The following is a 25,164-nucleotide window of genomic DNA, read 5'->3' as shown; positions in this document are numbered from 1 at the left end:
AGGCCGGCCCGATGGGCCGGCCTTTTTTCGCCCTGAACCTGGCTTTTTTACAGGCGTATCGTCACGGGCACGCCAGCGGCCGCGGAACAGATTTGCGACAGGGCGTCCGGCAACTGCGGGCCGCCTCGGGTATCGTTCCAGTGCTGGCCATCGTAGCGGTAATGGAAGCCGCCGCTGCGCGCCGCGACCCACAGCTCCTGCATGACAGCCTGGCTGTTCACCACCACGTGGGTGTTGTCTTCGAAAACCATCGTCAACACATTGCCGCTGCGGCTGGTTTCGACATCGACATCGAGCGAAGCCGCCCAGTCATCGGCCTGGCTTTCGATGCTGTTCAGCACCTGGTCGATCAACGCAAGAAATTCGGTTTCGGTCATAATCGAGCCTGCAAGATTTAGGAGTTCCCAGTGTTCCACTTGGCATTTCGCCGCATGGTCCTTCGCATTGTAGCCACGCTGCTGGCGACCGGCATGGTCGCGGCCTGCGGGTACAAGGGCCCCTTGTACATGCCGACGCCTGACGGCAAGCCGCCCTCGCGTACGCAACAGCAACAGCAACAGCAGCCGACGGTCATCCCGCCGACGCCGTCGCTTCCATGACTCCCCGATTCCCCGCGCAGCCTGAACTGGCCGGTCATCCGTACTTCCAGTTCCGCAATAATGTGCTGTACGCCGAGGACGTGCCGCTGGATCACCTGGCCGAAAAGCTGGGCACGCCGCTGTACGTGTACTCGCGCGCCGCGCTCAAGGCCGCCTGGGAATCCTACCGCAACGCCGTCGGCCAGCACCCCGTGCTGGTCTGCTACGGCATGAAGGCCAATTCCAACCTGGCCGTCCTGAAGGAATTCGCGCGCCTGGGCGCGGGCTTCGACATCGTTTCCGGCGGCGAGCTCAAGCGCGCCCTGGCGGCGGGCGCGGACCCGTCCAGGATCGTGTTTTCAGGCGTGGGCAAGCAGGCCTGGGAAATGCGCGCCGCGCTTGCGGCCCAGGTCAAGTGCTTCAACGTCGAATCCGAAGCCGAATTGCGCCGGCTGTCGGAAGTCGCGCATGGCATGGGCCTGCGCGCGCCCGTCTCGCTGCGGGTCAACCCGGACGTGGACGCGCAAACGCATCCGTACATTTCCACCGGCCTGAAGGAAAACAAGTTCGGCATCGCCATCGAGTCGGCGCTGGACGTCTACCGCAGCGCGCAGTCGCTGCCGGGCCTGGACATCGTGGGCGTGGACTGCCACATCGGTTCGCAGCTCACCGATATCAGTCCCTACTTCGATGCGCTGGAAAAGCTGCTGGACCTGATCGAAAAGCTGGATCAGGCCGGCATCAGGATCGCCCATCTGGACCTGGGCGGCGGCCTGGGCATCCGCTATACGGATGAGATCCCGCCCTCACCCAAGGCCTTGCTGGACCGGGTCTTCGAACGCCTGAACGCGCGCGGCTTCGGCCATCTGCAGCTGGTGCTGGAACCCGGCCGTTCACTGGTAGGCAACGCCGGCGTGCTGCTCACCCGGGTCCAGTACCTGAAGCACTCGGAAGCGCGCAACTTCGCCATCGTCGACGCCGCCATGAACGACCTGCTGCGCCCCGCGCTGTACGAGGCCTTCCACGGCGTACGCCCCGTGCATCCGCGCGCGGGCGACGAAACCCTCTATGACATCGTCGGCCCGGTCTGCGAGAGCGCTGACTGGCTGGCCAGGCAGCGCAAGCTGGCGATCGAGCAAGGCGACCTGCTGGCGGTGGAGTCCGCAGGCGCCTACAGCATGGCCATGGCCAGCAACTACAACGCGCGCCCCCGCGCGGCGGAAGCCATGGTCGACGGCGACAAGTACTACGTGGTGCGCCAGCGCGAAACGCTGGATGACCTGCTCCGGGGCGAATCCACCCTGCCCTGAAGCGCCGAACCCACAAATGAAAAATGCCCCGAAAGGGGCATTTTCATTGGGCCGGCAGACCATGCCGTCACAGTTCGCCGTAGGAGTGCAGCCCCGACAGGAACATGTTCACGCCCAGGAAAGCAAAGCCGGTGATCAACAGCCCCATCAACGCCCAATAGGCCGCCATGGTGCCGCGCAAGCCCTTGATCAGGCGCATGTGCAGCCAGGCCGCATAGTTGAGCCAGACGATCAGCGCCCAGGTTTCCTTGGGGTCCCACTGCCAGTACGCGCCCCAGGCGTCGGCCGCCCACAGCGCGCCCAGGATGGTGGCGACCGTGAAGAACGCGAAGCCGATCGCGATGGCGCGATACATGATGTCGTCCAGCACTTCCAGCGACGGCAACGCCGCGGCGATGCGGCGGCGGCCCAGCAGGATGGCGCCCACGATCACCGCCCCCACGCCGAAATACAGCATCCAGGTAGCCGACAGGCCGTCGGTGCGGAACACCATGGGCTCGGCGCACAGCAGCACACCCAGCACGAACAGCGGCGCCAGCTTGGCCCAGGACGTGGTCTGGCCGTGCTGCTTGACCAGGTAGGCAAAACCCACCATCGCCGCCAGCGAGAAGGTGCCGTAGCCGATGAAGTTTGCCGGAACGTGCAGCTTCATCCACCAGCTCTTGAGCGCCGGCACCAGCGGCTGGATCTGTCCGGCATCGCGCGTGAACGAGTACCACAGCAGGAACACCACGGCCGACGTCACCACCAGCATCACGAAGCCGCCCAGCGCGCGCGTGGCGTACTTGCGTTCGTAGTAGAGGTAGAACAACGCCGTGATCAGCGCGAAGAGCACGAACACTTCGTACAGGTTGCTGACCGGGATGTGGCCCAGGTCCGGACCCATCAGGTGGCCTTCGCGCCAGCGCACCAGCAGGCCGGTGACGCCCGCGAATACTGCGCCCCAGCTCAGTGCCGTGCCGAGCCAGGCGGCCGTGGGACTGAAGAATCCGATCCAATAGCAGACCATGGCCAGCGCAAACAGCGCGCACATCCAGAGGATCGCAGACTGCGACGAGAACAGGTACTTCAGGAAGAACACCTGCTCGGCCCGGGCCAGGTCGTTGCCGTACAGCATCAGCGCCAGCCCGGCCGCAATCGCACAGGCGACCATCAGGTGGCGCAGCGGGCGCCAGAGCCAGCCCATCCAGGCCAGCACCGGCACGGTGCCGCACAGGATGATCTTCTCGTAGTAGTCCATCGCGTTGCTGTAGCGGGTCAGCGCGAAGCCCGCGCCCACCGACAGCAACAGGAAAAAGACGACGTCGGTCCAGTCGGGCCTGCCGCGCTGCGCGCGGCTGTCGCCGGTTTCGGACAGGGCGTCCTGCCAGAGTTGATCCGGCGCGGCGGCCAGCGCTTGCGGCGACGAGGGATGCGTGGTGGTCGTAGTGGACATAGGAAACCTTAAGACCTCTTCTGGCGCAGCAGCGCCTGCTTGAAGCGTTCAAACTCCTGATTGAAGTCGAGTGTACGCTTCTGGGACGTCATGGCCGCCAGGACGCTGCTGCCGCTGCCTTGCGGCTTGACCCAGATCCAGATGCGGCGGTCTCGAATATAGAACATCGAGAACACCCCCAGGACCAGCAGCAGGCTGCCCAGGTAGACGGTGTTTTTGCCCGGCGTGCGGCTGACCTGGAAGACGCTGGCCTGCACATGCTGGAAATCCGCCAGCGACAAGAACACCGGCGCTGGATAGACGGTCAGGTCCGACAGCGCCGCCACTGCCAGACGCGACCACACCGCGGCGCGTTCCGCATCCGGGCCTTCAACGGCCACGGCGGGCAGGCCGGCGCGTTCGCGCTCGATGGCGCGCAATTCGTTCATGCTGGCGCCGATCAGGCGGATCACCACGTCGGCGGCCCGCTCCAGGTCCTGCGGCGGCGTATTGGCCTGCAGGAACGCCGCCACGGCTTGCAGGCCGCCGGAGGCAAAGGTTTCCAGGGCGCGCTCGGCAGCCGTCTGCAGCGGCTGGCGATCCGTTCCCGCAGGGCTGTTGCGTTCCGCGAAGCGGCGCGCGGCTTCCTGGCGCGCCGCCGGATCGGCCAGGGTCGCGCGCAGGCGCATGAATTCGGCGATCGAGCTGTCGTCATCCGCCGGAATGCGCAGATAGCGGAAGGGTTCGGAGGCGTTGTTGCGCACCCCGGCCAGGAACACGGCGGCGCCGTCCAGTTCGACGGGCAGCATGTAATTCTGGAATTCGTGGGCTTGGCCGGCGTCGTCGATCAGCTTGTATTCGACGCTGGGGCCGACGTTGCGCAGGTTTTCGTTCTTCTTGCCTGCGGCGCTGCCGGAGACCGACGCGACGTGCTCGGCGAAGCTCTGGTTGCCGCCCTTGGGGTCGCCGCGGGTCAGGTCTTCGACGTTGATGGGCCGCAGGGCGGTGATTTCGATGCCCATGCTGCGTCCACCGCGAGCAGTGTGAGCGGTTACTTCGCTGGTCTTGCCCACCGTGCCGTCAACTGCGAACGTGGCGGCGTCAGATCCTACTAACGGATAGCCTTTCAGCACCACCGTGCTGCCGCCGTCGTCGAAGCTGGATTGGTAGACGGTCATGCCCTTGAAGCGCAGCGGCTCATTGACCTCGATGGTGGAATCGAAGCTCTTGCCGGTGTCCGGGTCAGTGACCTCGACCTCGCTGGCGAAGCGGCTGGGCATGCCGGTGGAGTAATAGTCGACCACGAACTTCTTGAGCTTCAGCGTGAAGGGCATGGGCTGCACCAGGGCGCCGTCACCCACCATCACGACCGCCGTGCTGGCCTGGCCGCCCTCGGGCACCAGCACGCTGGCGCGGAAGCTCGGGTTGTCGACCGACAGGCGGCCGCTTTCCGGCACTTCCGAGATCAGCATGTTTTCGACGATGGGCTTCTTGCCGCCGAACATGACCTGCAGGCGCACCGGCAATTCGCTGTCCAGCAGTCCGCCGATGCAGATGATCACCATGGCGGCGTGGGCAAACACGTAACCCAGCCGGTTGGCGCTGCCCTTCTTGGCCGCCAGCAGCACCCCGTCCGCATCCTGGCGCTCGCGCACCGCGTAGCCCAGCCGTCCCAGCAGGGATTTCAGGCCCGCAGCCGTCTGCGGCACGTCGGTGGGTTCTTCGGTTTCGACGCGGTGCGGGAAGGCGCGCAGGCTGCTGGCGCGGACATGCTCGCGGAACGAGCGCGCATCGCGCAGCATCTTGGGCGCGTTGCGGATCAGGCAGACCGAGGTCGACACCACCAGGAAGCCCATGATCAGCAGGAACCACCAGCTGTTGTAAACGTGCCAGATGGAAAACTTGTCGAACACTTCGAACCAGAACGGCCCGAACTGGTCGATGTAGTTGTTCGACGAGCGGTTCTGCTGCAGCACTGTCCCCACCAGGCTCGCCACGCAGATGAACATCAGCAGGCTGACGGCGAAACGCATGGAGCCCAGCAATTCGAAGAAATCGCCGGGCAGGCTGCGCAGGGAGGGACGGGTGTGTGTGCGTGTCGAATTCATGAAAAAAGGGGGGCCGCGCTATCGGCTACCCCCCTCATAGACAGCGCGCGGCGGAACGAGGTTCCGCTGCGCTAAGTTTGCAGAACGCGGACCAGCCGCGCGCGTGGCGGACTGGCGCCTACCGCAGGCCGGCGGCGTAATCCGACACGGCCTTGATGTCCGCGTCCGACATGCGGTCCGCGATGGCGAACATGACGTCGTTCTTGCGGTCGCCGCTGCGGAACAGCTTCAGCTGCTCTTCGATGTACATGGGGAACTGGCCCGACAGCCGGGGATACTGGCTGGGGATGCCGGCACCATTGGCAGAATGGCATGAGGCGCACGCCGGAACCTTGCGATCCGGCAAACCGCCGCGCCAGATCTTTTGACCCAGATCAACCAGCTTCTCCTGGCCGGCCGTGGCGGGCTCCTTGAGCGGCTGCTGCGCCAGGTACAGCGCGATGTTCTGCATGTCGGCGGGCGTCAGGTTCTGCGCCATGGCCGTCATCGGGGTGGGATTGCCGCCCGCGCCATTGCGCACCGGCAGCTTGGCGCCGGGCTTGATCTGAAAGTCCGCCAATTGCTTGGCCAGATACTCGTGGGACTGCGCGGCCAAATTGGGGTTCACCGGTATGGTGCTATTGCCCGCCGCGCCATGACAGGACGCACAGGCGATGATGCCCCTGGCCGCATCGCCCTGGTCAAACAGCTGTCCGCCCTTGGCGGCATCTGGTTTTACCGGGCCCGCAGCGCCTTCGGCGGCGAAACTCGTAGTAGATAAGGCGGAGGCGCCGAGCAACAGCCCGCTCGCAACCAACATCCGGGACAGCACACGCTTCATGAAGACCTCGACGATCGCATCGATCAAGGCGCAAAAAGGCGCCCACGCCTGCCCGCACACCCTGGAATACCGTATCGAACCTGCTTTGCCTTCCTGCCTGCGATGTTGCTGCGAACTTGCCGGAAAAAGCATTCAGCAAGCGAAACAGTAAGCAAAAAAGACGGCTCCACGCACGGGGACCACTGTTGCAAACGCCGGATTATACAATAGGGCTCGAAACCAACCGTATCCAAAGCCACCCGTGTCCCTCCTACATCGCGCCTCTTTCCTCACTTCCGCGGCTCGCCTCGACCAGTTGCCGGCCGCCGGCGCTCCCGAGGTCTGCTTTGTCGGCCGCTCCAACGCCGGCAAATCCACGGCCATCAACGTGCTGTGCAACCAGCGCCGTCTTGCCTTCTCCAGCAAGACGCCAGGCCGCACGCGCTTGATCAATATGTTCGGCCTGCCGGACCCCTTGGATCCGGAAGGCCACATCGGTTTTCTTGTCGACCTGCCCGGCTACGGCTATGCGTCCGTGGCCCGCAACGAAAAAGAAAAATGGGCCGACATCCTGGGCGGCTATCTGCGCGACCGCGAATCGCTGGTCGGCATCGTGCTGCTTATCGACATCCGCCGCGGCGTCACCGAGCTGGACCGCCGCCTCGCCAATTTCATCGCCCCCACCGGACGCCCGGTGCTGGCACTGCTGACCAAGGCCGACAAGCTGCCTTACGGCCAGCGCATGCGCACCGTGTTCTCCGTGCGCAAGGACCTGGCCGACATCGGCGCCTTGCACACCATCCCCTTCTCGGCGCCGGAACGCATCGGCCTCGAAGAGGCGGGCGCGCACATAGAAAACTGGATTTCTCCCAAGGTCGTACCATGAACCCGCAGATCATCTCCCCTGAATTCCCGGTATCCCGCCCGCGCCGCCTGCGCCGCGACGACTTCACCCGCCGCCTGGTGCGCGAGAACGCGCTGACGGTCAACGATCTGATCTATCCCGTGTTCGTGGCCGAAGGCGCCGGCCTGCAGCAGGCCGTGCCGTCCCTGCCGGGCGTGGTCCGCTATTCGCTGGACACGCTCTTGCCGGTGGCCAGGGAATGCGTGGAACTGGGCATTCCCGTGCTGGCGCTGTTCCCCGCCATCGATCCCGCGCTCAAGACGCCCGACGGCATCGAAGCCACCAACCCCGACGGCCTGATCCCGCGCGTGGTGCGCGAGCTGAAGAAGCAAGTCCCGGAACTCGGCATCCTGTGCGACGTGGCGCTGGATCCGTACACCAGCCACGGCCAGGACGGCGTCATCGACGAAAACGGCTACGTCATCAACGAAGCCACCGTCGAAATCCTGGTCAAGCAGGCGCTCACGCAGGCCGAGGCCGGCGTCGACATGGTCGCCCCCAGCGACATGATGGACGGCCGCATCGGCGCCGTGCGCCGCGCGCTGGAAGCCAACGGCCACATCCATACGCAGATCATGGCCTACTCCGCCAAGTACGCCAGCGCCTTCTACGGTCCGTTCCGTGACGCCGTGGGCTCGGCCACGAATCTCGGCAAGTCCAACAAGATGGCTTACCAGATGGACCCGGGCAATCTCGACGAAGCACTGCGCGAAGTCGCGGCAGACTTGCAGGAAGGCGCCGACATGGTCATGGTCAAGCCCGGCATGCCTTATCTGGACGTGCTGCGCCGGGTCAAGGACACGTTCCGCGTGCCCACCTTCGCCTACCAGGTCAGCGGCGAGTACGCCATGATCAAAGCCGCCGCAGCCAACGGCTGGCTGGACCACGACAAGGTCATGATGGAAGCGCTGCTGGCGTTCAAGCGCGCCGGCGCAGACGGCATCCTGACGTACTTCGCGCTCGAAGCCGCGAAGCTGCTGAAGAGCCAGCGCTAAGCGCTGACGGCATCGCGGGCGCGGCCAGTACAAGCCGCCCGCGACGCCAGCCGCATCAAGTCTTTGCGGCCGCGTTGCGGCCCGCCACCGGCGCCCCGCGGCGCAATCCCAGCCAGGTTCCCCCCAGCACGCAGGCCAGCCCCGCGACGTGCGTGGGCGTGACGTGCTCATCCAGGAACAGGGCCGCGAACAGCAGGCCGAAGATCGGCAGCCAGTTCACGAACAAGGCTGCGCGGCTGATGCCCAGCCGGGCAATGCCGGCATTCCACACGATGTTGCTGACGCCCGAGGCGATCACCGCCGAGAACAGCAGCACCAGCCACGGCCACCACGTCATCTGCCAGGTATCGCCCTGATACGACGCCGGCGTCAGCCCCGCATGCAGCACCAGCATCAGGCCGCCGGCCAGGTACATGTACCAGAGCATGCCCAGCGGATCCATGCTGCGCGACATGCGTTGTATCACCAGCCCCCCGCACACGAACACCAGCACAGCGAGAAAGACGATGGCATCGCCCCAACCTGTCAGGCCGATCTGCGCGCCGCTGCCGACCACCACCATGCCCACGCCCAGAAGGCCCAGCAAGGCGCCTGAAATGCGCACCAGCGTCAGTTTCTCGCGATAGAAGATGGCGGCCAGCAGCGCCGACAGCAAGGGGCTGGTGGCCATGATGAGCGTGCCGTTCGCCGCCGACGACACCCGCAGGCCCGTCACCAGCGCCATCTGGTGGGCGTACACGACCAGGAATCCCGCCAGCGCAACCCAACCCAGCTCCGCGCGGCCCAGCCGAGGGATGCGGCCGCGGCGGGCCTTGATGATGAGGGTGACGGTGATGAATGCAATAACGATGCGCACGGCCGCCAGAGCCTGCACATCCATGTGCAGCGTCAGGTACTTGACCGAGACGATGTTCAGGCCCCAAGTGGCCATGACGAACATCAATTGAAGATAGATAAGACCTGTGCGGTCCTGGCTTGCATCAACTGTCGGGGACGTCACGGGCGCCGGCCTGGAAGGGAAATGGGGCGCGCCGCCCACGCGGCGCTGCGGACATGGTATCGCGCCTGGGTCCTCGACTCAATGCGTGCCGAGGCAGGCCGCCCGCAAGATCGCCATCACTAGATCATGTCGCTGACCACCACCGCAACGCGCCTGGACTGGGATCGGCCTTCAGGTCTTGCGGATCAACGTTGCGGCAAGTCCGCCCTGGTTCAGCGCAGCAGCACCTTGTCCAGCGATTCGGTGAAGCGCTTGGCGTCCTGGAAGCCCACCACGCGCGCCTCGGGCAGCTCCTTGCCGCCCGGTTCAAAGAACATGATGCCCGGCGGACCGAACAGGCGAAAGCGCTTGAGCAGCGCGCGGTCGTCGGCATTGTTCGCGGTCACGTCGGCCTGCACCAGCAGCATCCCCGACATGCGCTGCGCGACGCCCGGATCGGTGAAGGTGAAGCGCTCCATCTCGCGGCACGACACGCACCAGTCGGCGTAGAAATCCAGCATCACCGGCTGGCGGCTTTGCGCCAGCAAGGCGTCCAGCTCAGCGTTGTTGCGCACGCGGGTAAAGTGCGTTTCGCCGCTGCTGGCTGCCACGCCCGCGGGCGCATCGGCGCGCGCCGCCAGGTGCGACAGCGGTTGCAGCACGTCGCGCCCGCCGCTGGCCGCGCCGATGAGCCAGGCCGCCGCCGCCAGCGCCAGCAACAGGCCCACGCCCTTGCCGAACATGCGCGCGGAACCCGCGCCGTCCGGCAAGGCATCGAAGGCCCGCAGCATGACGGCGCCAACCACGGCCAGGAAGGCCCAGCCCGTCATCTGTACCCAGGTCGGCACCACCGGTATCAGCATCCACCAGGCGGTCGCCAGCAACAGCATGCCGAACAAACGCTTCACGCCGTCCATCCAGGGACCGGCCTTGGGCAACAAGGCGCCCGAGGACGCACCCACGATCAATAGCGGCACGCCCATTCCCCACGCCATCGCGAACAGGGCCGATCCGCCCAGCACCACGTCGCCGGTCTGCGAGATGTACAGCAGCGCGCCCGCCAGCGGCGCGGCCACGCAGGGACCGACGATCAGCGCCGACAGCGCGCCCATCACCAGCGCGCCCGTATAGCGTCCGCCCGGAATGCGCGCCGACCGTTGCGACAGCCAGCCCTGGACGCCGGCCGGCATCTGGAACGTGAATGCGTCGAACATGGCCAGCGCCAGCACGGCCAGCAGTATCGCGAAGAGCGTCAGGATCCACGGCGTCTGCAACCAGGCGGCGAGTCCCGCTCCGCTCAGCCCCGCCGCCACGCCCAGCGCGGTGTAGACGACCGACATGCCCAGCACGTAGGTCGCGGCCAGCGCCAGGCCACGGCCGCGCGACGGCTTGGCCTGCGCCGCGCCGCCCAGCACGATGGACGACAGGATAGGGATCATGGGCAGCACGCAGGGCGTGAAGGCCAGCAACAGGCCCAGCACCAGGAACACGCCGGCGGTCTTGACCCAACCCAGGCCGCCCAGGGCGTCGGCCAGGCCGGTATCGCCAGCATTGACCAGCGCGCCCAAGCCGCCTGCGGCGCCCGAGGAGGCCGCCGCAGGCGTTCCCCCGGGCCCGGCCAGGGCATAGCCCCCAGCCACCGGCGTGAGCTTCACACTGCTGTCCATGGGCGGATAGCACAGCCCCGCGTCGGCGCAGCCCTGCGCAGTCAGGGTCAGGGTGAAGGGCTGTCCGCCCGCGGCCACCGGCACGCGGATCACCACGTCCTGGTGAAAGACCTCCATGTCCTTCTCAAAGGTCGGGTCGTACTTGACCTCGCCCTTGGGATAGACGGCTTCGCCCAGGGTGGCGGCGCCGATGGGACTGATGGTGATGCCGAAGCGTTCCCGGTACATGTAGTAGCCGGGCGCGACGCGGTAGCGCATTTCCAGCGTTTCGGGCGCCACCATTTCGGCGCTGAACGCGAAGGCCTTCTCGGGGTCCAGGAACTCGGCCTCGGCGCGTGCCGCGGCCTGCCAGCCCAGCAACAGCAGCATCATGGCCAGCAAGGCCGCAAGATGCCTGAAGAAGGCGCGTGACGCGCAGGACTCGCGCCGAAGCGCGCCGATACCGGCTAGTTGCAACATCAGTCTCTCTTGTTCTGCGTGACGGCCGTCTGCTCACGCACCCAGTCCAGATAGGGCGCCGCGCCGCCAATGACGGGCAGCACGATGATCTCGGGCACATCGTAGGGATGCATCTGCGCCAGGGCCTGCACTACAGCCTGATGGCGCGCGTATGTGGTCTTGATATGAATGGGGATTTCCTCCGCCCCTTCGACCTCTCCATTCCACATGTAGATGGACAGGCCCGGCGCGCCAAGGTTCACGCAGGCGGCCAGGCCGTCTTCAACCAGGATATGCGCAATCCGCTTGGCCAGCAGCAGGTCGGGCGCATTGCTGATGACCAGCACAACGTCGTCATCTCGCAACATGGAGGCTCCTCGGGATACCCGTATGGGATGTAACTCGGGGTATTTTATCGGTATTGCGGCCATCGTCCGGATCCGCCGGGCCTGAACGCGCCGCCGCTCCCAACGAGGCACGCATGTCCGATAACTGCCTGTTCTGCCGCATTGCCCGCCACGAAATCCCCGCGCACGTGGTCCACGAGGACGAGCGCCTGCTGGCCTTTCTCGATATCCATCCGGTGCGCCCCGGCCACACGCTCATCATCCCGAAGCAGCACTATCCCTATTACGAAGACATGCCGGCCGACCTGGCGGGCAGCATCCTCAACCTGGGACAGAAGCTCGGGCGTCACATGAAGCGCCTGTATGACGTCGAGCGCGTGGGTTTCGCCTTCACGGGCATCCACGTAGCGCACGCGCATGCCCACGTCATCCCCATGCATCATCCGCAGGACGTCACGTCCACCCAGTACATCGAGCAGCAGGACCTGACTTTCAAGATGCCGCCCCAACCGGACGCGGCGGCGCTGGTCGCGACGGCGGCCCAATTACGGGGCGAACTGCACGCCTCGTAACGCGCGGCGGCCGCGCAAAAAAAACAAGGGCGGGTCCGAAGACCCGCCCTTGTCGCTTATCGAGCTGCCGAAGTTATTCGGCGCTGTCCTCAGCGGCTTCATCAACTTCCGGACGGTCAACCAGTTCCATGAAAGCCATGGGAGCGTTGTCGCCTTGACGGAAGCCCATCTTCAGCACGCGGGTGTAGCCGCCGTTACGGGCCGCGTAGCGCGGGCCGATTTCGGCGAACAGCTTCACCACCGCATCGCGATCGCGCAGACGGGCAAAAGCCAGACGCTTGTTCGCGAGCGTGGGCTCCTTGCCCAGCGTGATCAGGGGTTCGATGACGCGGCGCAATTCTTTCGCCTTCGGCAGCGTGGTCTTGATGGCTTCGTGGGTGATCAACGAAACGGCCATGTTGCGGAACATGGCAAGACGGTGACTGCTGGTGCGGTTGAGCTTACGCAAGCCATTACCGTGACGCATGATAAGTTTCCTTTGAATCTAAAGATGGCTGTCGCCATCGGGTTGCCGGCTCTTCTATCAACCTGCAATCAGGCCGCGGTCCGGTAGAAAACGGTGCATTTTACGACGGTTTCGCAAACTGGCCGGCGCAAGGCCGGCTGCCTGCGGGAACCGCCCCTTTTCAGGAGCGGCACCCTTTCAAGACTTAGGGACGCTCCAAGCCCAGCGGGGGCCAGTTTTCGAGCTTCATGCCCAGCGTCAGGCCGCGTGCGGCCAGGACTTCCTTGATCTCGTTGAGCGACTTGCGACCCAGGTTCGGGGTCTTGAGCAGCTCGTTTTCGGTACGCTGGATCAGGTCGCCGATGTAGTAGATGTTTTCGGCCTTCAGGCAGTTGGCCGAACGCACGGTCAGCTCCAGGTCGTCGACCGGGCGCAGCAGCACCGGATCGATCTGCGGCGTGCCGCGGACCGGGGCTTCGTAGGAATCGCCAGCGCCTTCCAGGGCGGCGAAGACCGAGATCTGGTCCATCAGGATACGGGCCGACTGGCGCACCGCTTCCTCGGGCGAGATCACGCCGTTGGTTTCGATGTCCAGGACCAGCTTGTCCAGGTCGGTACGCTGTTCCACGCGGGCGCTTTCAACGGCGTAGCTCACGCGGCGGACCGGGCTGAACGAAGCGTCCAGAACGATGCGGCCGATGGTGTGGGTGCGGTCTTCCGACAGCGCGCGCACGTTGCCCGGCACGTAGCCGCGGCCCTTCTCGACCTTGATCTGCATTTCCAGCTTGCCTGCGTCCGTCAGGTTGCAGATGGCATGGCCGGGGTTGATGATCTCGACGTCGTGCGGCAGTTCAATATCGCTGGCCAGCACGGTGCCCGCGCCGGTCTTGCGCAGAACCAGGGTCACTTCGTCGCGATTGTGCAGCTTGAAGACCACGCCCTTCAGGTTCAGCAGGATGTCGACGACATCTTCGCGAACGCCCGGGATGGTCGAGTATTCATGCACCACGCCCGTCATCTGGACTTCGGTCGGCGCGTAGCCGGTCATCGAAGACAGCAGGATGCGGCGCAGGGCGTTGCCCAGCGTGTGACCGTAGCCACGCTCGAACGGCTCCATCACGATCTTGGCATGGTGCGTGCCGACCGGTTCGACTTCAATGGAGCGCGGCTTCAGGAAACCTTGAGTGGACATTTACTGTGTTCCTTTTCAATACCCTCGGCTCGTTACACCGATAAGGCTGATGGACAGGGTGAAACTTGAAACGCGGACGGCGCGAAAAACACCGGCCGATACTTACCGCAAAGCCCGCTCCGCCAAAAGGCGAAAAGCGGGCTGCTGCGGGACGTGCAAACGGGTCGCGAGACCAGCTCGCCGGCGCATTGCGAAGGTAGCGCCGGCAGGCCTGATTAACGCGAGTACAGTTCCACGACCATCGATTCGTTGATGTCGCGAGCGACGTCAGCGCGATCGGGGGCCGACTTGAACGTACCGGTCAACTTGGTCGTATCGACTTCCACCCACTGGGGGATGCCGATGCTGGTGGCCAGATCGAGCGATTCCTTGATGCGGCCTTGCTTCTTGGCCTTTTCGCGGATCGACACGACGTCGCCGGCCTTGACCAGCATCGAAGCGATGTCAGCCGTGTGGCCGTTCAGTTCGATGGCGCGGTGGCTCACCAGCTGGCGAGCTTCGGCGCGCGTCGAGCCGAAGCCCATGCGGTAGACGACGTTGTCCAGGCGCGATTCCAGCAGCTGGATCAGCGTTTCGCCGGTGTTGCCACGGCGACGCTCGGCTTCAGCGAAGTACTTGCGGAATTGCTTTTCCAGCACGCCGTACATACGCTTGAGCTTTTGCTTTTCGCGCAGCTGCAGGCCGTAGTCGGAAGTGCGGGCACCCGAAGTGCGGCCGTGTTGGCCAGGCTTGGAATCCAGCTTGCACTTGGAATCCAGCGAGCGGCGGGCGCTCTTCAGGAACAGGTCAGTACCCTCGCGGCGCGAGAGCTTGCATTTGGGTCCAATATAACGTGCCATGTGGATTCCCTTTAGATACGACGACGCTTCGGCGGACGGCAGCCGTTGTGCGGAACGGGCGTGATGTCGGCGATGGACGAAATCTTGATGCCCAGCGCGTTCAGAGCGCGGACCGACGATTCGCGACCGGGGCCGGGGCCCTTGATACGCACTTCCAGCGTCTTGATGCCGTACTCCAGCGCGACGCGGCCGGCCGTTTCAGCAGCAACCTGCGCGGCGAACGGAGTCGACTTGCGCGAGCCCTTGAAGCCAGCACCGCCCGACGTGGCCCACGACAGTGCGTTGCCCTGACGGTCGGTGATGGTGATGATGGTGTTGTTGAACGAAGCGTGAACGTGCGCGATGCCGTCCGAGACGTTCTTCTTGACCTTTTTGCGCACGCGCGAAGCGCCGCTGGTGGAAGCTTTCGCCATAATCCAGTTCCTCGATTATTTCTTCAGGGACGCAGCAGCACGACGCGGGCCCTTGCGGGTCCGGGCGTTGGTGCGAGTGCGCTGGCCGCGCACGGGCAAACCGCGCTTGTGACGCATACCGCGGTAGGTTCCCAGGTCGATCAAACGCTTGATCGAGAGCTGTACTTCACGACGCAGGTCGCCTTCAACCGTGAACAAACCAACATGTTCGCGGACGCGTTCCAATTCAGCGTCGTTCAGATCCTTGACCTTTTTGTCAAAGGGTACGTTTGCCGCTTCGCAAATCTTGCGAGCGCGCGTACGACCAATGCCAAAAATGGCGGTCAGTCCGATCTCGGCGTGCTGTTGCGGCGGGATGTTAATGCCAGCAATACGGGCCATGACTATTCCTTGAATAAATCTGTTGCGTAGTCGCTAACCCGAGTTAGCCTTGACGCTGCTTGTGACGCGGGTCGGTGCAGATAACGCGCACCACGCCGTGACGTTTGATAACTTTGCAGTTGCGGCAGATCCGCTTAACCGATGCCATTACTTTCATGGTTGACTCCTAATTTTCCGTAATCCGGTTCCGCTCATTTGGAGCGGAAAACTATCCTGGCTCGCGTCAGATCATAGGGCGTGAGCTCCACTGTGACCTTGTCACCCGGCAGGATCCGGATGTAATGCATACGCATCTTGCCGGAAATATGGCCCAACACCACGTGGCCGTTTTCGAGCTTGACGCGAAATGTCGCGTTCGGGAGGTTCTCAAGAACCTCGCCTTGCATCTGAATGACGTCGTCCTTGGACATTCTTTTGCTTACCGCATCGGCAAACCCGCGCCCTTGAAGTTAGCCTTCTTGAGCAACGAGTCGTACTGGTGAGACATCATGTAGGCCTGAACCTGTGCCATGAAATCCATCGTCACCACCACAATAATCAACAGGGACGTACCACCGAAGTAGAAAGGAACGTTCCAGCGCATCACCAAGAATTCCGGCAACAGGCACACCAACGTGATGTAGATGGCACCTGCGAGCGTCAGACGCATCAGGATCTTGTCGATGTAGCGCGCTGTTTGTTCGCCCGGACGGATGCCCGGAACAAACGCACCACTCTTCTTCAGGTTGTCCGCCGTTTCGCGGCTGTTGAACACCAGAGCCGTGTAGAAAAAGCAGAAGAAAATAATCGCGACCGAGTACAGCGTGATGTAGAGCGGTTGACGAGGCGACAGGGCCGCAGCCAGGTCGCTAAGCCAGCGCATGTTCTCACTGCTGGAGAACCAGCTCGTGATCGTGGCCGGGAACAGAATGATCGACGACGCGAAGATCGGCGGAATCACCCCTGCCATGTTCAGCTTCAGCGGCAAATGCGAGCTTTGACCACCGTAGACCTTGTTGCCGACCTGACGCTTGGCGTAGTTCACCGTGATCTTGCGCTGTCCGCGTTCCACGAACACCACAAAAGCGGTAACCAGCACCACCAGAGCCACAATGAACAGTGCGGAAAGCACGGACATCGAGTTGGTGCGGACCAGGTCCAACAGTGCAGCCAGCGCCGCGGGCAAACCCGCAACGATACCTGCGAAGATCAGGATGGAAATCCCGTTGCCCAGACCACGTTCCGTGATTTGCTCACCCAGCCACATGACGAACATGGTGCCGGTGACCAAGGTCACGACGGTCGTGAAGCGGAACAGCATGCCCGGATCGATCACCAGTCCCTGCTGGGACTCCAACGCTACCGAAATGCCCACAGCCTGCACCAGCGCCAGCACGACCGTGCCGTAGCGGGTGTATTGGGTGATCTTCCGACGGCCGGCTTCGCCCTCTTTCTTGAGCGATTCCAGCGACGGCACCACCACAGACATCAGCTGCATGATGATGGATGCCGAAATGTACGGCATGATCCCCAGGGCAAAAATCGAGAAGCGCGAGAGCGCCCCGCCCGAGAACATGTTGAACAGGCCCAGGATCCCGCCCTGGTTCTGACGGAACAAGTCCGCCAGCGCGTCCGGGTTGATGCCCGGTACGGGGATGTGTGTACCCAAACGGTAAACCACCAGGGCGAGCACCAGGAACACGAGGCGGCGCTTCAAATCGCCGTACCGTGCTCCGGTTTTGCCCAATGCCTGCGCGTTAGCCACTCGTCACCTCGTGATCAAGCAAGCGAGCCGCCCGCGCCTTCGATGGCGGCGCGAGCGCCGGCCGTCGCGGTAATGCCCTTGAGCACGACCTTGCGCGAGAGTTCACCCGACTTGATGACCTTGGCGTAACGAACCGCCTGGCCAATCACGCCAGCGGCCTTCAGCACTTGCACGTCGACTTCGTCGATGGGCAGGGCTTGCAGGTCCGACAGACGGACTTCGGCGTACAGGTGCTGGCCGAGCGGGGTGAAACCACGCTTGGGCAGGCGACGCTGCAGCGGCATTTGACCGCCTTCGAAGCCAACCTTATGGAAACCGCCCGAGCGCGACTTCTGACCCTTGTGACCACGGCCGGCGGTCTTACCCAGACCCGAACCGATGCCACGGCCGACGCGGCGCTTGGCGTGCTTGCTGCCCTCAGCGGGCTTCAGCGAATTAAGTTGCATATCCGACATGGTGATTCCTTAGGCTTCCGAGACGGAAACGAGATAATCCACCTTACGGATCATCCCACGCACCTCGGGCGTATCGACCAACACGCGGCTGCTGTTGATGCGACCCAAGCCCAAACCGCGAACCGTATCACGGTGCGATTGCTTGGTACCGATCACCGAGCGCACGAGGGTCACTTTGATCTGCTTCTGAGCCATGATTTACCCCAGGATTTCTTCGACCGACTTGCCGCGCTTGGCAGCAACATCAGCCGGGGTCATGGAGGCGCGCAGGCCGTTCAACGTGGCGCGAACCATGTTGTAGGGGTTGCTCGAGCCCAGGCTCTTGGCAACCACGTTACGCACACCCATCACATCAAAAATAGCGCGCATCGGGCCGCCGGCGATAACGCCGGTACCTTCAGCAGCGGGCGAGATCAGCACGGTAGCGGCGCCATGCTTGCCAACCACGGTGTGGTGCAGCGTGCCGTTCTTCAGAGCGACCTTGAACATGCCGCGGCGGGCTTGTTCCATAGCCTTCTGAACGGACACCGGCACTTCACGCGCCTTGCCCTTGCCCATGCCGATGCGGCCATCGCCATCGCCAACCACGGTCAGCGCGGCAAAGCTCATGGTGCGACCACCCTTGACCACTTTGCTCACGCGGTTGACCGCGATCATCTTTTCGCGGAGGCCGTCATCGTTCTCTTTTTCCGCGGCGTTCTTGCCTTGTACTTTAGCCATTTGACAGATCCTCGCTTAGAACTTCAGGCCGGCTTCACGCGCGGCATCGGCCAGCGCTTTCACGCGGCCATGGTAACGAAAGCCCGAGCGATCGAAAGCGACCAGTTCGATACCGGCAGCCTTGGCCTTTTCGGCCACGCGCTTGCCAACCAGCGACGCAGCGGCTTTGTTGCCGCCCTGACCGGTTTGGCCGGCCAGTTGCGCGCGCACTTCGGCTTCGACAGTCGAGGCGCTGACCAGAACGCGATCGCCTTCCGGCGAAATGATATTGGCGTAGATGTGCTGGTTCGAGCGGAAAACCGAGAGGCGATGAACGCGCAGCTCGTTGATCTTCCGGCGGGTCGGAACCGCACGACGCAAACGGGAAACTTTTTTGTCCATGATTCGTCCTTGCGTGCGCCGTTATTTCTTCTTGGTTTCTTTGATGACGACGCGTTCGTCCGAGTAACGCACGCCCTTGCCCTTGTAGGGTTCGGGTTCGCGGTACGCGCGGATTTCAGCGGCCATCTGACCGACGACTTGCTTGTTGGCGCCCTTGATGACGATTTCCGTCTGGGTGGGGCACTCGGCCTTGATACCGGCCGGCAACTGATGCAAAACGTCGTGCGAGAAACCGAGCTGCAGCTTAACGGCATCGCCTTGGATCGAGGCGCGGTAACCCACGCCAACCAGGGTCAGCTTGCGCTCGAAGCCCTTGCTCACACCAGCGACCATGTTGGCCACCAGCGCGCGCACGGTACCCGACATGGCGTTGGCGTGACGGCTTTCGTTGGCGGCGACAAACGTGAGTTTGCCGTTGTCCAACGCAACCGTGACGTCGCCGGTCAGGGCTTGGGTCAAGGTGCCCAGCGGGCCCTTGACGGTGATCTGATCCTGCTTGATGTCAGCTTCGACACCTTTGGGCAGTTCGACCGGATACTTAGCGATACGTGACATTCGAATTTCTCCTTAGGCCACGTAGCACAGCACTTCGCCGCCGACGCCGTTGGCGCGAGCCTTACGGTCGGTCATGACGCCGCGCGAGGTCGAAACGATAGCCACGCCCAGGCCGTTCATGACCTGAGGAATGCTGGTACGGCCCTTGTAGATACGCAGACCGGGGCGCGACACGCGTTCAATGCGCTCGATAACCGGACGGCCAGCGTAGTACTTCAGGGTGATCTCGAGCTCAGGCTTGGCCTGGGTGCCCTTGATTTCAAAGCTGTCGATGTAGCCTTCGTCCTTCAGCACAGCGGCAATGGCCGCCTTCAGCTTCGAGGAGGGCATGTTCACCGTAACTTTGTCCACTTGCTGCGCATTGCGAATGCGGGTCAGCATATCGGCGATGGGATCGCTCATGCTCATATTGTTTCTCCTACCAGCTGGCCTTGGTGATGCCGGGGATTTCACCCTTCATCGCCATTTCACGCAGTTTGTGGCGCGTCAGGCCGAACTTGCGGAACACACCGCGCGGACGACCGGTGACCACGCAACGGTTACGTTGACGCGTCGGGTTGGCATTGCGCGGCAGCTGTTGCAGCTTGAGCCGAGCTTGGTAACGTTCTTCGTCGGTCTTCGACTGGTCGTCGATGATCGCCTTCAACTCAGCGCGCTTGGCAGCGAACTTGTCAGCCAGCTTGGCGCGCTTGATGTCGCGATTGATGAGGGAAAGTTTAGCCACGTCATCAGCCCCTTAGTTACGGAACGGGAAGCTGAAGGCCGTCAACAGCGCCTTGGCTTCTTCGTCGGTCTTCGCAGTGGTGGTGATGCTGATGTTCAGCCCACGCAGCGCGTCGATCTTGTCGTACTCGATTTCGGGGAAAATGATCTGCTCTTTCACCCCGATGTTGTAGTTGCCACGGCCGTCGAACGCACGACCCGAGATCCCGCGGAAGTCGCGCACGCGAGGCAGCGCAACCGCCACCAGGCGATCCAGGAATTCGTACATGCGTTGACCGCGCAGCGTGACCATGCAACCGATCGGGTAGTTTTCGCGGATCTTGAACCCGGCGATAGCCTTCTTGGTCTTCGTCACGACGGGCTTCTGGCCGGCGATCTTGGTCAGGTCGCCAACAGCGTGCTCGATGACCTTCTTGTCCGACACCGCTTCCGACACACCCATGTTCAGGGTGATCTTGGTGATGCGCGGCACTTCCATCGTGCTCTTGTAGCCAAACTGAGCCTGCAGGTCGGCAGCGACCTTGCTCTTGTAGAAATCTTGCAAACGAGACATGTCTATCGCCCCTTACGCCTTGGCGCCGACAACGGCACCATTGGAACGGAACACGCGAACCTTGCGGCCTTCGACTTCTTGCACGCCGACGCGGTCGCCGCGGCCGGTGGCCGGGTTGAACAGCGCGACGTTCGAGACGTGAATCGGCATGGTCTTTTCGACAATCCCGCCCGGGTTGTTAGCCATCGGGTTGGCTTTCACGTGCTTCTTGACGACGTTGACGCCTTCGACCAGAACGTGGTCGGCATCGACGCGCGCCAGCACGGTACCGCGACGCTTCTTGTCGCGGCCGGTCAGGACGATGACTTCGTCGCCTTTACGAATGTTGTTCATCGTAGGGCTCCTTACAGCACTTCCGGGGCCAACGACACGATCTTCATGAACTTCTCGGTACGCAGTTCACGCGTAACGGGTCCGAAGATGCGGGTGCCGATGGGCTCCAGCTTGGCGTTGAGCAACACGGCGGCATTGCCACCGAAACGAATCAGCGAACCGTCTTTACGGCGCACGCCCTTGGCGGTACGAACCACCACGGCATTGTAAATTTCGCCTTTCTTGACGCGTCCGCGCGGAGCCGCATCTTTGACGCTCACCTTGATGATGTCGCCGATACCGGCATAACGGCGCTTGGAGCCACCGAGCACCTTAATGCACATGACATGACGCGCACCAGTGTTATCGGCCACATCCAGCGTGGTCTGCATTTGGATCATGATTTTTCCTGTTCCAACTTAACTGGAAATACGGTTTTCCCAACAAGGGAACACTGCAATTCCTGCCAGTTTTGGTCCCGTCAGGTCTGCCGCCCTGCTTTTGTGTTGGCATGCATCGAGCTTTCGCCCTACTCACGCAACTGGTTGGCAACGCAACGACCCTGGGTTGAAATCCTGCGGGTATTCCCCCAACACGTCGGGTTAACCTGCATAGGCGCGGGCCAACTCGATCGACAATCTGGGAAAGCTGATAATTCTAACGTGGTTAATTTTTGAGCGCAAGTACTTTGTGCGGATAACCCACAAAAGCCACGCTTCCCCCGTGTAGAGAGGGCCGAAGCTATCCGCCCCCTATTTCTGACGGTAGTAGCCCTTTTCCCAGGCGTCGTGATTGGCCTTGCCGCGACGGATCTCGTCCGTGAACGGCGCGGCCATGAGCACCAGGCGGTTCAGCCATTTTACCGGAGCCCGGCAGGGGCGCTCGAAGTCCACGAAGAGCACGGCGCGCAGGCCGGATGTGTCGTTGTGGACCTGGTGCGGATAGAGATCGTCGAACACCACCGCCCGGCCTTCTCGCCAGCTGTAGCGCTCATCCCCGACCTCGATCCAGCACCGCTCGGCCGGTTCCGGCACCACCAGCCCCAGATGCAGGCGCAGGACCCCATTGTACGGACCCGTGTGCAGGGGAATGCGCTTGCCGGCCTCGAGGATGGAGAAAAAGGCGGTACGGATGCCCGGGATCCGCTGCAGCGCCCGGGCCGTCGCGGGACAGCGCGCCAGGTTGCGTTCCGAACGCAGGCCATAACCCATGAAGACGAAGGTCTTCCATTGGTCGTCCGAAGTGATCTGGCCCACGTCGGGCGAAATTTCGTGGAACGCGGGCAGGTGCTGGCGCTCGGCGAGCAGGTCCGCCAGTTCCGCGCGGATGGCAGGCGCCTGGGCCTCGAGCGCGGCGACCCAGGGAAACTGGCTGTTGTCGAAAATGGGACGGTCGCCGACCAGCGAAGCCTGGGCGATGCGCTTGCGCAACCAGTCTATGAAACGGAAAAAGACGCGCGAGTAGAAACTGGGCTTGCTGGGCGGACGCGCATCGACGGGTTGCACAATGAGTAGCCGGATAGACAGCCAAAGATGCACCATTTTGTCCATGCCGGCGCGGGCACGCAAGACTTGCACCAATAGATTGGCTCCAATGCGCCGCCTGGCATTGGACCTCCCCGCCACGGACAAGCTGGTTTAGACTGGCATGGGCGACAGTGATCGCTATCCACTCCTATTTCGCAAGGGAAGACAGGCATGTATGAACAGTTGGCGCTGTATATCGACGGCGAATTCGTCGCCGGAGAGGGCAGGCGCACCCAGGACGTCATCAACCCGGCCACGCTGGAAGTTCTCGGCCAGCTGCCCCACGCCACCGAAGCGGATCTGGATCGTGCGCTAGCCGCCGCCCAGCGCGCGTTCGAGTCGTGGAAGAAATCCTCGCCCATGGACCGTTCGGCCATCCTGCGCAAGGTCGCGACGCTGTCGCGCGAGCGCGCCAAGGAAATCGGCCGCAACATGACGCTGGACCAGGGCAAGCCGCTGGCTGAAGCCGTGGGCGAAGTCACCTCCTGCGCCGAGCACGCCGACTGGCACGCCGAGGAATGCCGCCGCATCTACGGCCGCGTGGTCCCGCCGCGCAACCCCGACGTGCGCCAGTTCGTGGTGCGCGAACCCATCGGCGTCTGCGCCGCGTTCACGCCCTGGAACTTCCCGTACAACCAGGCCATCCGCAAGATCGCCGCCGCGCTCGGCGCCGGCTGCACGGTGGTGCTGAAAGGTCCTGAGGACTCGCCCAGCGCCGTCATGGCGATCGCCCGCATGTTCCACGATGCCGGCCTGCCCAAGGGCTGCCTGAACATCGTCTGGGGCGAGCCCGCCAAGATCTCGGACTACCTGATCCGTTCGCCGATCGTGCGCAAGGTGTCGTTCACCGGCTCCGTGCCGGTGGGCAAGCAGCTGGCCGCGCTGGCCGGCGCCCACATGAAGCGCGTCACCATGGAACTGGGCGGCCACTCGCCGGTGCTGGTGTTCGACGACGCCGACATCGACCGCGCCGCCACCATGCTGGCCAAGTTCAAGGTCCGCAACGCTGGTCAGGTGTGCGTGTCGCCGACCCGCTTCTACGTCCAGAACGGCGCCTACGAACAGTTCCTCGCGCGCTTCTCCGAAGTGCTGAAGAACATCAAGGTCGGCGACGGCCTGGAAGAAGGCACCGACATGGGCCCGCTGGCGCACGAGCGCCGCGTCCCCGCCATGAGCGCTTTCATCGACGACGCCAAGAAGCATGGCGGCAAGGTGGTGGTCGGCGGCGGCCCGCTGGACCGCAAGGGCTTCTTCTTCGCCCCCACGGTCGTGACCGATCTGCCCGACAACTCCATGCTGATGACCGAAGAGCCCTTCGGCCCGGTCGCGCCGGTGGTCCGCTTCACGGATACCGATGAAGTGCTGCGCCGCGCCAACAGCCTGCCCTTCGGCCTGTCGTCCTACGTGTTCACGAACTCGCTGCAGACGGCCACCAAGGTCTCCAACGGTCTGGAAGCCGGCATGGTCAACATCAACCATTTTGGCAGCGCGTTGGCCGAGACGCCCTTCGGCGGCATCAAGGACAGCGGCATCGGCAGCGAAGGCGGCCTGGAAACGTTCGACGGCTACCTGGTCACCAAGTTCATCACGCACATCTGACCCTGGCAGCAACACAAAGCCCCGCAGAAACCCTGCGGGGCTTTTTCTTGTCTTGCGTTTGAAAATCAGACGGCCACGATACCCCGCGGGAAATGCGCAGCACCCTCTCTATGGCGGGCTGATCAGGAACTCGCCCGCAAGTCGCGCGGCGTCATGCCGAAGCGGCGCTTGAACAGGCGGCTGAAATGCGAAGGGTGCGAGAAGCCCACCTGGTAGGCGAGCTCGGCGATACTGCGGTGGCTATGCTGCGGATTCAGCAACAATTCGCGGCACTTGTCGAGCCGCTGATCGAAAATGAAGGCTTCCGCCGACAGCCCGCCTGCGCGCAGGATGCGATGCAGGTACGCCACGGACAGGCCGCAGCCCTGCGCCACCTGCTGCGGCGACAACGCTGGATCCGCCAGATGCTGGCGGATATAGGCCAGCACGCGCTGCCGGTGCGCCAGCGTGACGCTGCTGTCCGACTCCGACGCATGCCCCTGGCCTGACTGCACCAGAAACAGCACGATCAGGTCGATCAGGCGCTCGCCAAGTTCCGCCGCTTCGACGTCCGACCAGCCGTTTACGCCCTTGAACAAGTGGTCCATGTAGCTCGCCAGCAAGGCGCCGCGAGGCGAGCCGTCGTCGACCCGCAGCTTGTAGAAAGCGTCGATGCGGGAATCGCGCTGCAGCAATGCGCTGCGCGGAAACGATACGCTCAGGCTGCGGTAACCCGCCGCTCCCTGCGCCGTGGCCTGGTAAGGCAGGCTCTGGTTCATCAGGTAGACGCAGCCCGGCTCAACCTGGAATTCCCGCCCCTGCTGCTGCACGGCCAGAGGTCCTGTCAGCGGCAGCCCGAAGGTGTAGAACTCCTGGTCCAGGCGCGACACGTTGCCGGTGGTGCGCTCCAGCTTCTGCCCCTGGTAATGCAGGTCGTTGAACTGCAGGCTGCCCCGGCGCGCGTAGCGCACATGTCCGGCGAAACTGTCGGGCCGGCCGCGATGCACCTCGAACGGACCGAATGCGTGCGACAGCGCCGCGCGCCATTCGTCGCGCCGGTCAGCGCTGGCGCTGGCCGAAATGGCGAATTCCGTATCGGACATGGCTAGGTCTCCTTGGACGCCGGCGCCGCGGCCGGGCGCTCGTGATCCTGCGTCTACATATTCTTGACTCACCCTGCTCCGGGGGGCCAGGCGCCTTGAAGGCGCGCTTGGCGCAAGTCTATATTCAGCCCGA

34 protein-coding genes are annotated in these 25,164 nt (G+C 63.5%); 7 read left to right on the top strand and 27 right to left on the bottom strand.

From position 1 onward, the window contains the following. Nucleotides 1-47 precede the first annotated feature (47 nt). Nucleotides 48-377: an iron donor protein CyaY gene (gene cyaY / locus WBB14_RS21180; protein ID WP_332015311.1), complete on the bottom strand. Its 330-nt coding sequence runs from the start codon at nucleotides 375-377 to the stop codon at nucleotides 48-50. A gap of 54 nt (nucleotides 378-431) precedes the next feature. Between cyaY and lptM the strand changes: the two genes are divergently transcribed. Beyond that, nucleotides 432-599 carry an LPS translocon maturation chaperone LptM gene (gene lptM, locus WBB14_RS21175; protein ID WP_424241564.1) on the top strand — a complete coding sequence of 56 codons (168 nt, stop codon included), beginning with the start codon at nucleotides 432-434 and terminating at the stop codon, nucleotides 597-599. Next, the gene (lysA, locus tag WBB14_RS21170) at nucleotides 596-1,888 is read left to right on the top strand and encodes a diaminopimelate decarboxylase (protein ID WP_424241563.1); all 1,293 of its coding nucleotides are present in this window, start codon (nucleotides 596-598) and stop codon (nucleotides 1,886-1,888) included. Before lptM ends, lysA begins: the two co-directional genes overlap by 4 nt. Before the next feature lie 67 nt (nucleotides 1,889-1,955). On the opposite strand, the gene ccsB is transcribed toward lysA, so the two are convergent. The 3 genes from ccsB to WBB14_RS21155 form a co-directional block, all read right to left on the bottom strand. Next, on the bottom strand, nucleotides 1,956-3,323 hold the full coding sequence (gene ccsB, locus WBB14_RS21165; RefSeq protein WP_424241562.1) for a c-type cytochrome biogenesis protein CcsB: 1,368 nt from the start codon (nucleotides 3,321-3,323) through the stop codon (nucleotides 1,956-1,958). 8 nt (nucleotides 3,324-3,331) lie between these two features. After that, the gene (locus WBB14_RS21160; protein WP_424241561.1) at nucleotides 3,332-5,410 is read right to left on the bottom strand and encodes a cytochrome c biogenesis protein ResB; all 2,079 of its coding nucleotides are present in this window, start codon (nucleotides 5,408-5,410) and stop codon (nucleotides 3,332-3,334) included. Nucleotides 5,411-5,528: 118 nt separating this feature from the next. Then, the gene (locus tag WBB14_RS21155) at nucleotides 5,529-6,230 is read right to left on the bottom strand and encodes a c-type cytochrome (protein ID WP_041656906.1); all 702 of its coding nucleotides are present in this window, start codon (nucleotides 6,228-6,230) and stop codon (nucleotides 5,529-5,531) included. On the opposite strand from WBB14_RS21155, the gene WBB14_RS21150 reads away from it, so the two are divergent. The 3 genes from WBB14_RS21150 to hemB all read left to right on the top strand — a co-directional run bounded on the left by WBB14_RS21150 (nucleotide 6,229) and on the right by hemB (nucleotide 8,108). Beyond that, on the top strand, nucleotides 6,229-6,381 hold the full coding sequence (locus WBB14_RS21150) for a hypothetical protein (protein ID WP_424241560.1): 153 nt from the start codon (nucleotides 6,229-6,231) through the stop codon (nucleotides 6,379-6,381). The two genes, WBB14_RS21155 and WBB14_RS21150, sit on opposite strands and share 2 nt — an antisense overlap. Nucleotides 6,382-6,471: 90 nt before the next feature. Next, complete coding sequence (gene yihA, locus WBB14_RS21145) at nucleotides 6,472-7,095, top strand: ribosome biogenesis GTP-binding protein YihA/YsxC (protein ID WP_013396987.1); 624 nt, start codon at nucleotides 6,472-6,474, stop codon at nucleotides 7,093-7,095. Further along, nucleotides 7,092-8,108 (top strand): porphobilinogen synthase, encoded by a 1,017-nt coding sequence (gene hemB / locus WBB14_RS21140; protein ID WP_424241559.1) that lies wholly within the window; start codon nucleotides 7,092-7,094, stop codon nucleotides 8,106-8,108. The genes yihA and hemB overlap by 4 nt, the downstream gene beginning before the upstream one ends. Before the next feature lie 55 nt (nucleotides 8,109-8,163). Here hemB and WBB14_RS21135 read toward each other — a convergent pair whose 3' ends face one another. The 3 genes from WBB14_RS21135 to cutA all read right to left on the bottom strand — a co-directional run bounded on the left by WBB14_RS21135 (nucleotide 8,164) and on the right by cutA (nucleotide 11,560). Beyond that, entirely contained in the window at nucleotides 8,164-9,048 is an 885-nt protein-coding gene (locus tag WBB14_RS21135; RefSeq protein WP_424241574.1) for a DMT family transporter, read from the bottom strand. 272 nt (nucleotides 9,049-9,320) lie between these two features. Further along, a complete protein-coding gene (dsbD, locus tag WBB14_RS21130) occupies nucleotides 9,321-11,126 on the bottom strand; it encodes a protein-disulfide reductase DsbD (protein ID WP_424241573.1) in 1,806 nt (601 codons plus the stop codon). A gap of 86 nt (nucleotides 11,127-11,212) precedes the next feature. Continuing rightward, nucleotides 11,213-11,560 (bottom strand): divalent-cation tolerance protein CutA, encoded by a 348-nt coding sequence (gene cutA / locus WBB14_RS21125; RefSeq protein WP_424241558.1) that lies wholly within the window; start codon nucleotides 11,558-11,560, stop codon nucleotides 11,213-11,215. A gap of 113 nt (nucleotides 11,561-11,673) precedes the next feature. On the opposite strand from cutA, the gene WBB14_RS21120 reads away from it, so the two are divergent. Then, nucleotides 11,674-12,111 (top strand): HIT family protein, encoded by a 438-nt coding sequence (locus WBB14_RS21120; protein WP_424241557.1) that lies wholly within the window; start codon nucleotides 11,674-11,676, stop codon nucleotides 12,109-12,111. Between the two features lie 73 nt (nucleotides 12,112-12,184). On the opposite strand, the gene rplQ is transcribed toward WBB14_RS21120, so the two are convergent. The 19 genes from rplQ to WBB14_RS21025 form a co-directional block, all read right to left on the bottom strand. After that, entirely contained in the window at nucleotides 12,185-12,577 is a 393-nt protein-coding gene (rplQ, locus tag WBB14_RS21115; protein ID WP_006389635.1) for a 50S ribosomal protein L17, read from the bottom strand. Between the two features lie 184 nt (nucleotides 12,578-12,761). Then, on the bottom strand, nucleotides 12,762-13,748 hold the full coding sequence (locus WBB14_RS21110; RefSeq protein WP_006216514.1) for a DNA-directed RNA polymerase subunit alpha: 987 nt from the start codon (nucleotides 13,746-13,748) through the stop codon (nucleotides 12,762-12,764). A gap of 215 nt (nucleotides 13,749-13,963) precedes the next feature. Then, nucleotides 13,964-14,587, bottom strand: a complete 624-nt coding sequence (rpsD, locus tag WBB14_RS21105) for a 30S ribosomal protein S4 (RefSeq protein ID WP_013397000.1) — start codon at nucleotides 14,585-14,587, stop codon at nucleotides 13,964-13,966. Nucleotides 14,588-14,598: 11 nt separating this feature from the next. Next, the gene (rpsK, locus tag WBB14_RS21100) at nucleotides 14,599-15,000 is read right to left on the bottom strand and encodes a 30S ribosomal protein S11 (protein ID WP_006216516.1); all 402 of its coding nucleotides are present in this window, start codon (nucleotides 14,998-15,000) and stop codon (nucleotides 14,599-14,601) included. A gap of 15 nt (nucleotides 15,001-15,015) precedes the next feature. Then, nucleotides 15,016-15,381 (bottom strand): 30S ribosomal protein S13, encoded by a 366-nt coding sequence (gene rpsM, locus WBB14_RS21095; RefSeq protein WP_006216517.1) that lies wholly within the window; start codon nucleotides 15,379-15,381, stop codon nucleotides 15,016-15,018. A 43-nt stretch (nucleotides 15,382-15,424) separates the two neighbouring features. Beyond that, nucleotides 15,425-15,538, bottom strand: coding sequence for a 50S ribosomal protein L36 (gene rpmJ / locus WBB14_RS21090; protein ID WP_003806928.1), 114 nt, complete (start codon nucleotides 15,536-15,538; stop codon nucleotides 15,425-15,427). Between the two features lie 34 nt (nucleotides 15,539-15,572). After that, entirely contained in the window at nucleotides 15,573-15,791 is a 219-nt protein-coding gene (infA, locus tag WBB14_RS21085) for a translation initiation factor IF-1 (RefSeq protein ID WP_003806927.1), read from the bottom strand. Between the two features lie 8 nt (nucleotides 15,792-15,799). Beyond that, the gene (gene secY / locus WBB14_RS21080; protein ID WP_013397001.1) at nucleotides 15,800-17,125 is read right to left on the bottom strand and encodes a preprotein translocase subunit SecY; all 1,326 of its coding nucleotides are present in this window, start codon (nucleotides 17,123-17,125) and stop codon (nucleotides 15,800-15,802) included. 14 nt (nucleotides 17,126-17,139) lie between these two features. Then, nucleotides 17,140-17,580: a 50S ribosomal protein L15 gene (gene rplO / locus WBB14_RS21075; protein ID WP_013397002.1), complete on the bottom strand. Its 441-nt coding sequence runs from the start codon at nucleotides 17,578-17,580 to the stop codon at nucleotides 17,140-17,142. A 9-nt stretch (nucleotides 17,581-17,589) separates the two neighbouring features. Continuing rightward, a complete protein-coding gene (gene rpmD / locus WBB14_RS21070) occupies nucleotides 17,590-17,775 on the bottom strand; it encodes a 50S ribosomal protein L30 (protein WP_006216520.1) in 186 nt (61 codons plus the stop codon). Nucleotides 17,776-17,778: 3 nt separating this feature from the next. Beyond that, on the bottom strand, nucleotides 17,779-18,300 hold the full coding sequence (gene rpsE / locus WBB14_RS21065; protein ID WP_013397003.1) for a 30S ribosomal protein S5: 522 nt from the start codon (nucleotides 18,298-18,300) through the stop codon (nucleotides 17,779-17,781). 15 nt (nucleotides 18,301-18,315) lie between these two features. Then, the gene (gene rplR, locus WBB14_RS21060; RefSeq protein WP_006389627.1) at nucleotides 18,316-18,681 is read right to left on the bottom strand and encodes a 50S ribosomal protein L18; all 366 of its coding nucleotides are present in this window, start codon (nucleotides 18,679-18,681) and stop codon (nucleotides 18,316-18,318) included. Between the two features lie 21 nt (nucleotides 18,682-18,702). Next, a complete protein-coding gene (rplF, locus tag WBB14_RS21055; RefSeq protein WP_424241556.1) occupies nucleotides 18,703-19,236 on the bottom strand; it encodes a 50S ribosomal protein L6 in 534 nt (177 codons plus the stop codon). Between the two features lie 12 nt (nucleotides 19,237-19,248). Further along, nucleotides 19,249-19,644, bottom strand: a complete 396-nt coding sequence (gene rpsH, locus WBB14_RS21050; RefSeq protein ID WP_006392029.1) for a 30S ribosomal protein S8 — start codon at nucleotides 19,642-19,644, stop codon at nucleotides 19,249-19,251. Nucleotides 19,645-19,654: 10 nt separating this feature from the next. Beyond that, nucleotides 19,655-19,960, bottom strand: coding sequence for a 30S ribosomal protein S14 (gene rpsN, locus WBB14_RS21045; RefSeq protein WP_006216527.1), 306 nt, complete (start codon nucleotides 19,958-19,960; stop codon nucleotides 19,655-19,657). 12 nt (nucleotides 19,961-19,972) lie between these two features. Continuing rightward, nucleotides 19,973-20,512 (bottom strand): 50S ribosomal protein L5, encoded by a 540-nt coding sequence (gene rplE, locus WBB14_RS21040; RefSeq protein ID WP_424241555.1) that lies wholly within the window; start codon nucleotides 20,510-20,512, stop codon nucleotides 19,973-19,975. Between the two features lie 12 nt (nucleotides 20,513-20,524). Then, nucleotides 20,525-20,845: a 50S ribosomal protein L24 gene (gene rplX, locus WBB14_RS21035; protein WP_173144814.1), complete on the bottom strand. Its 321-nt coding sequence runs from the start codon at nucleotides 20,843-20,845 to the stop codon at nucleotides 20,525-20,527. An 11-nt stretch (nucleotides 20,846-20,856) separates the two neighbouring features. Then, nucleotides 20,857-21,225: a 50S ribosomal protein L14 gene (gene rplN, locus WBB14_RS21030; RefSeq protein ID WP_006216531.1), complete on the bottom strand. Its 369-nt coding sequence runs from the start codon at nucleotides 21,223-21,225 to the stop codon at nucleotides 20,857-20,859. 351 nt (nucleotides 21,226-21,576) lie between these two features. Beyond that, entirely contained in the window at nucleotides 21,577-22,329 is a 753-nt protein-coding gene (locus WBB14_RS21025) for an aspartyl/asparaginyl beta-hydroxylase domain-containing protein (protein ID WP_424241554.1), read from the bottom strand. Nucleotides 22,330-22,521: 192 nt separating this feature from the next. Between WBB14_RS21025 and WBB14_RS21020 the strand changes: the two genes are divergently transcribed. Continuing rightward, nucleotides 22,522-23,949 (top strand): NAD-dependent succinate-semialdehyde dehydrogenase, encoded by a 1,428-nt coding sequence (locus WBB14_RS21020; protein ID WP_013397008.1) that lies wholly within the window; start codon nucleotides 22,522-22,524, stop codon nucleotides 23,947-23,949. A gap of 122 nt (nucleotides 23,950-24,071) precedes the next feature. On the opposite strand, the gene WBB14_RS21015 is transcribed toward WBB14_RS21020, so the two are convergent. Next, complete coding sequence (locus WBB14_RS21015) at nucleotides 24,072-25,031, bottom strand: helix-turn-helix domain-containing protein (protein WP_424241553.1); 960 nt, start codon at nucleotides 25,029-25,031, stop codon at nucleotides 24,072-24,074. Between the last annotated feature and the right edge of the window lie 133 nt (nucleotides 25,032-25,164).

Source organism: Achromobacter sp. (assembly GCF_049647645.1).
Taxonomy (GTDB): domain Bacteria; phylum Pseudomonadota; class Gammaproteobacteria; order Burkholderiales; family Burkholderiaceae_B; genus Achromobacter.
This window is presented reverse-complemented; position numbering and strand designations above follow the sequence as displayed.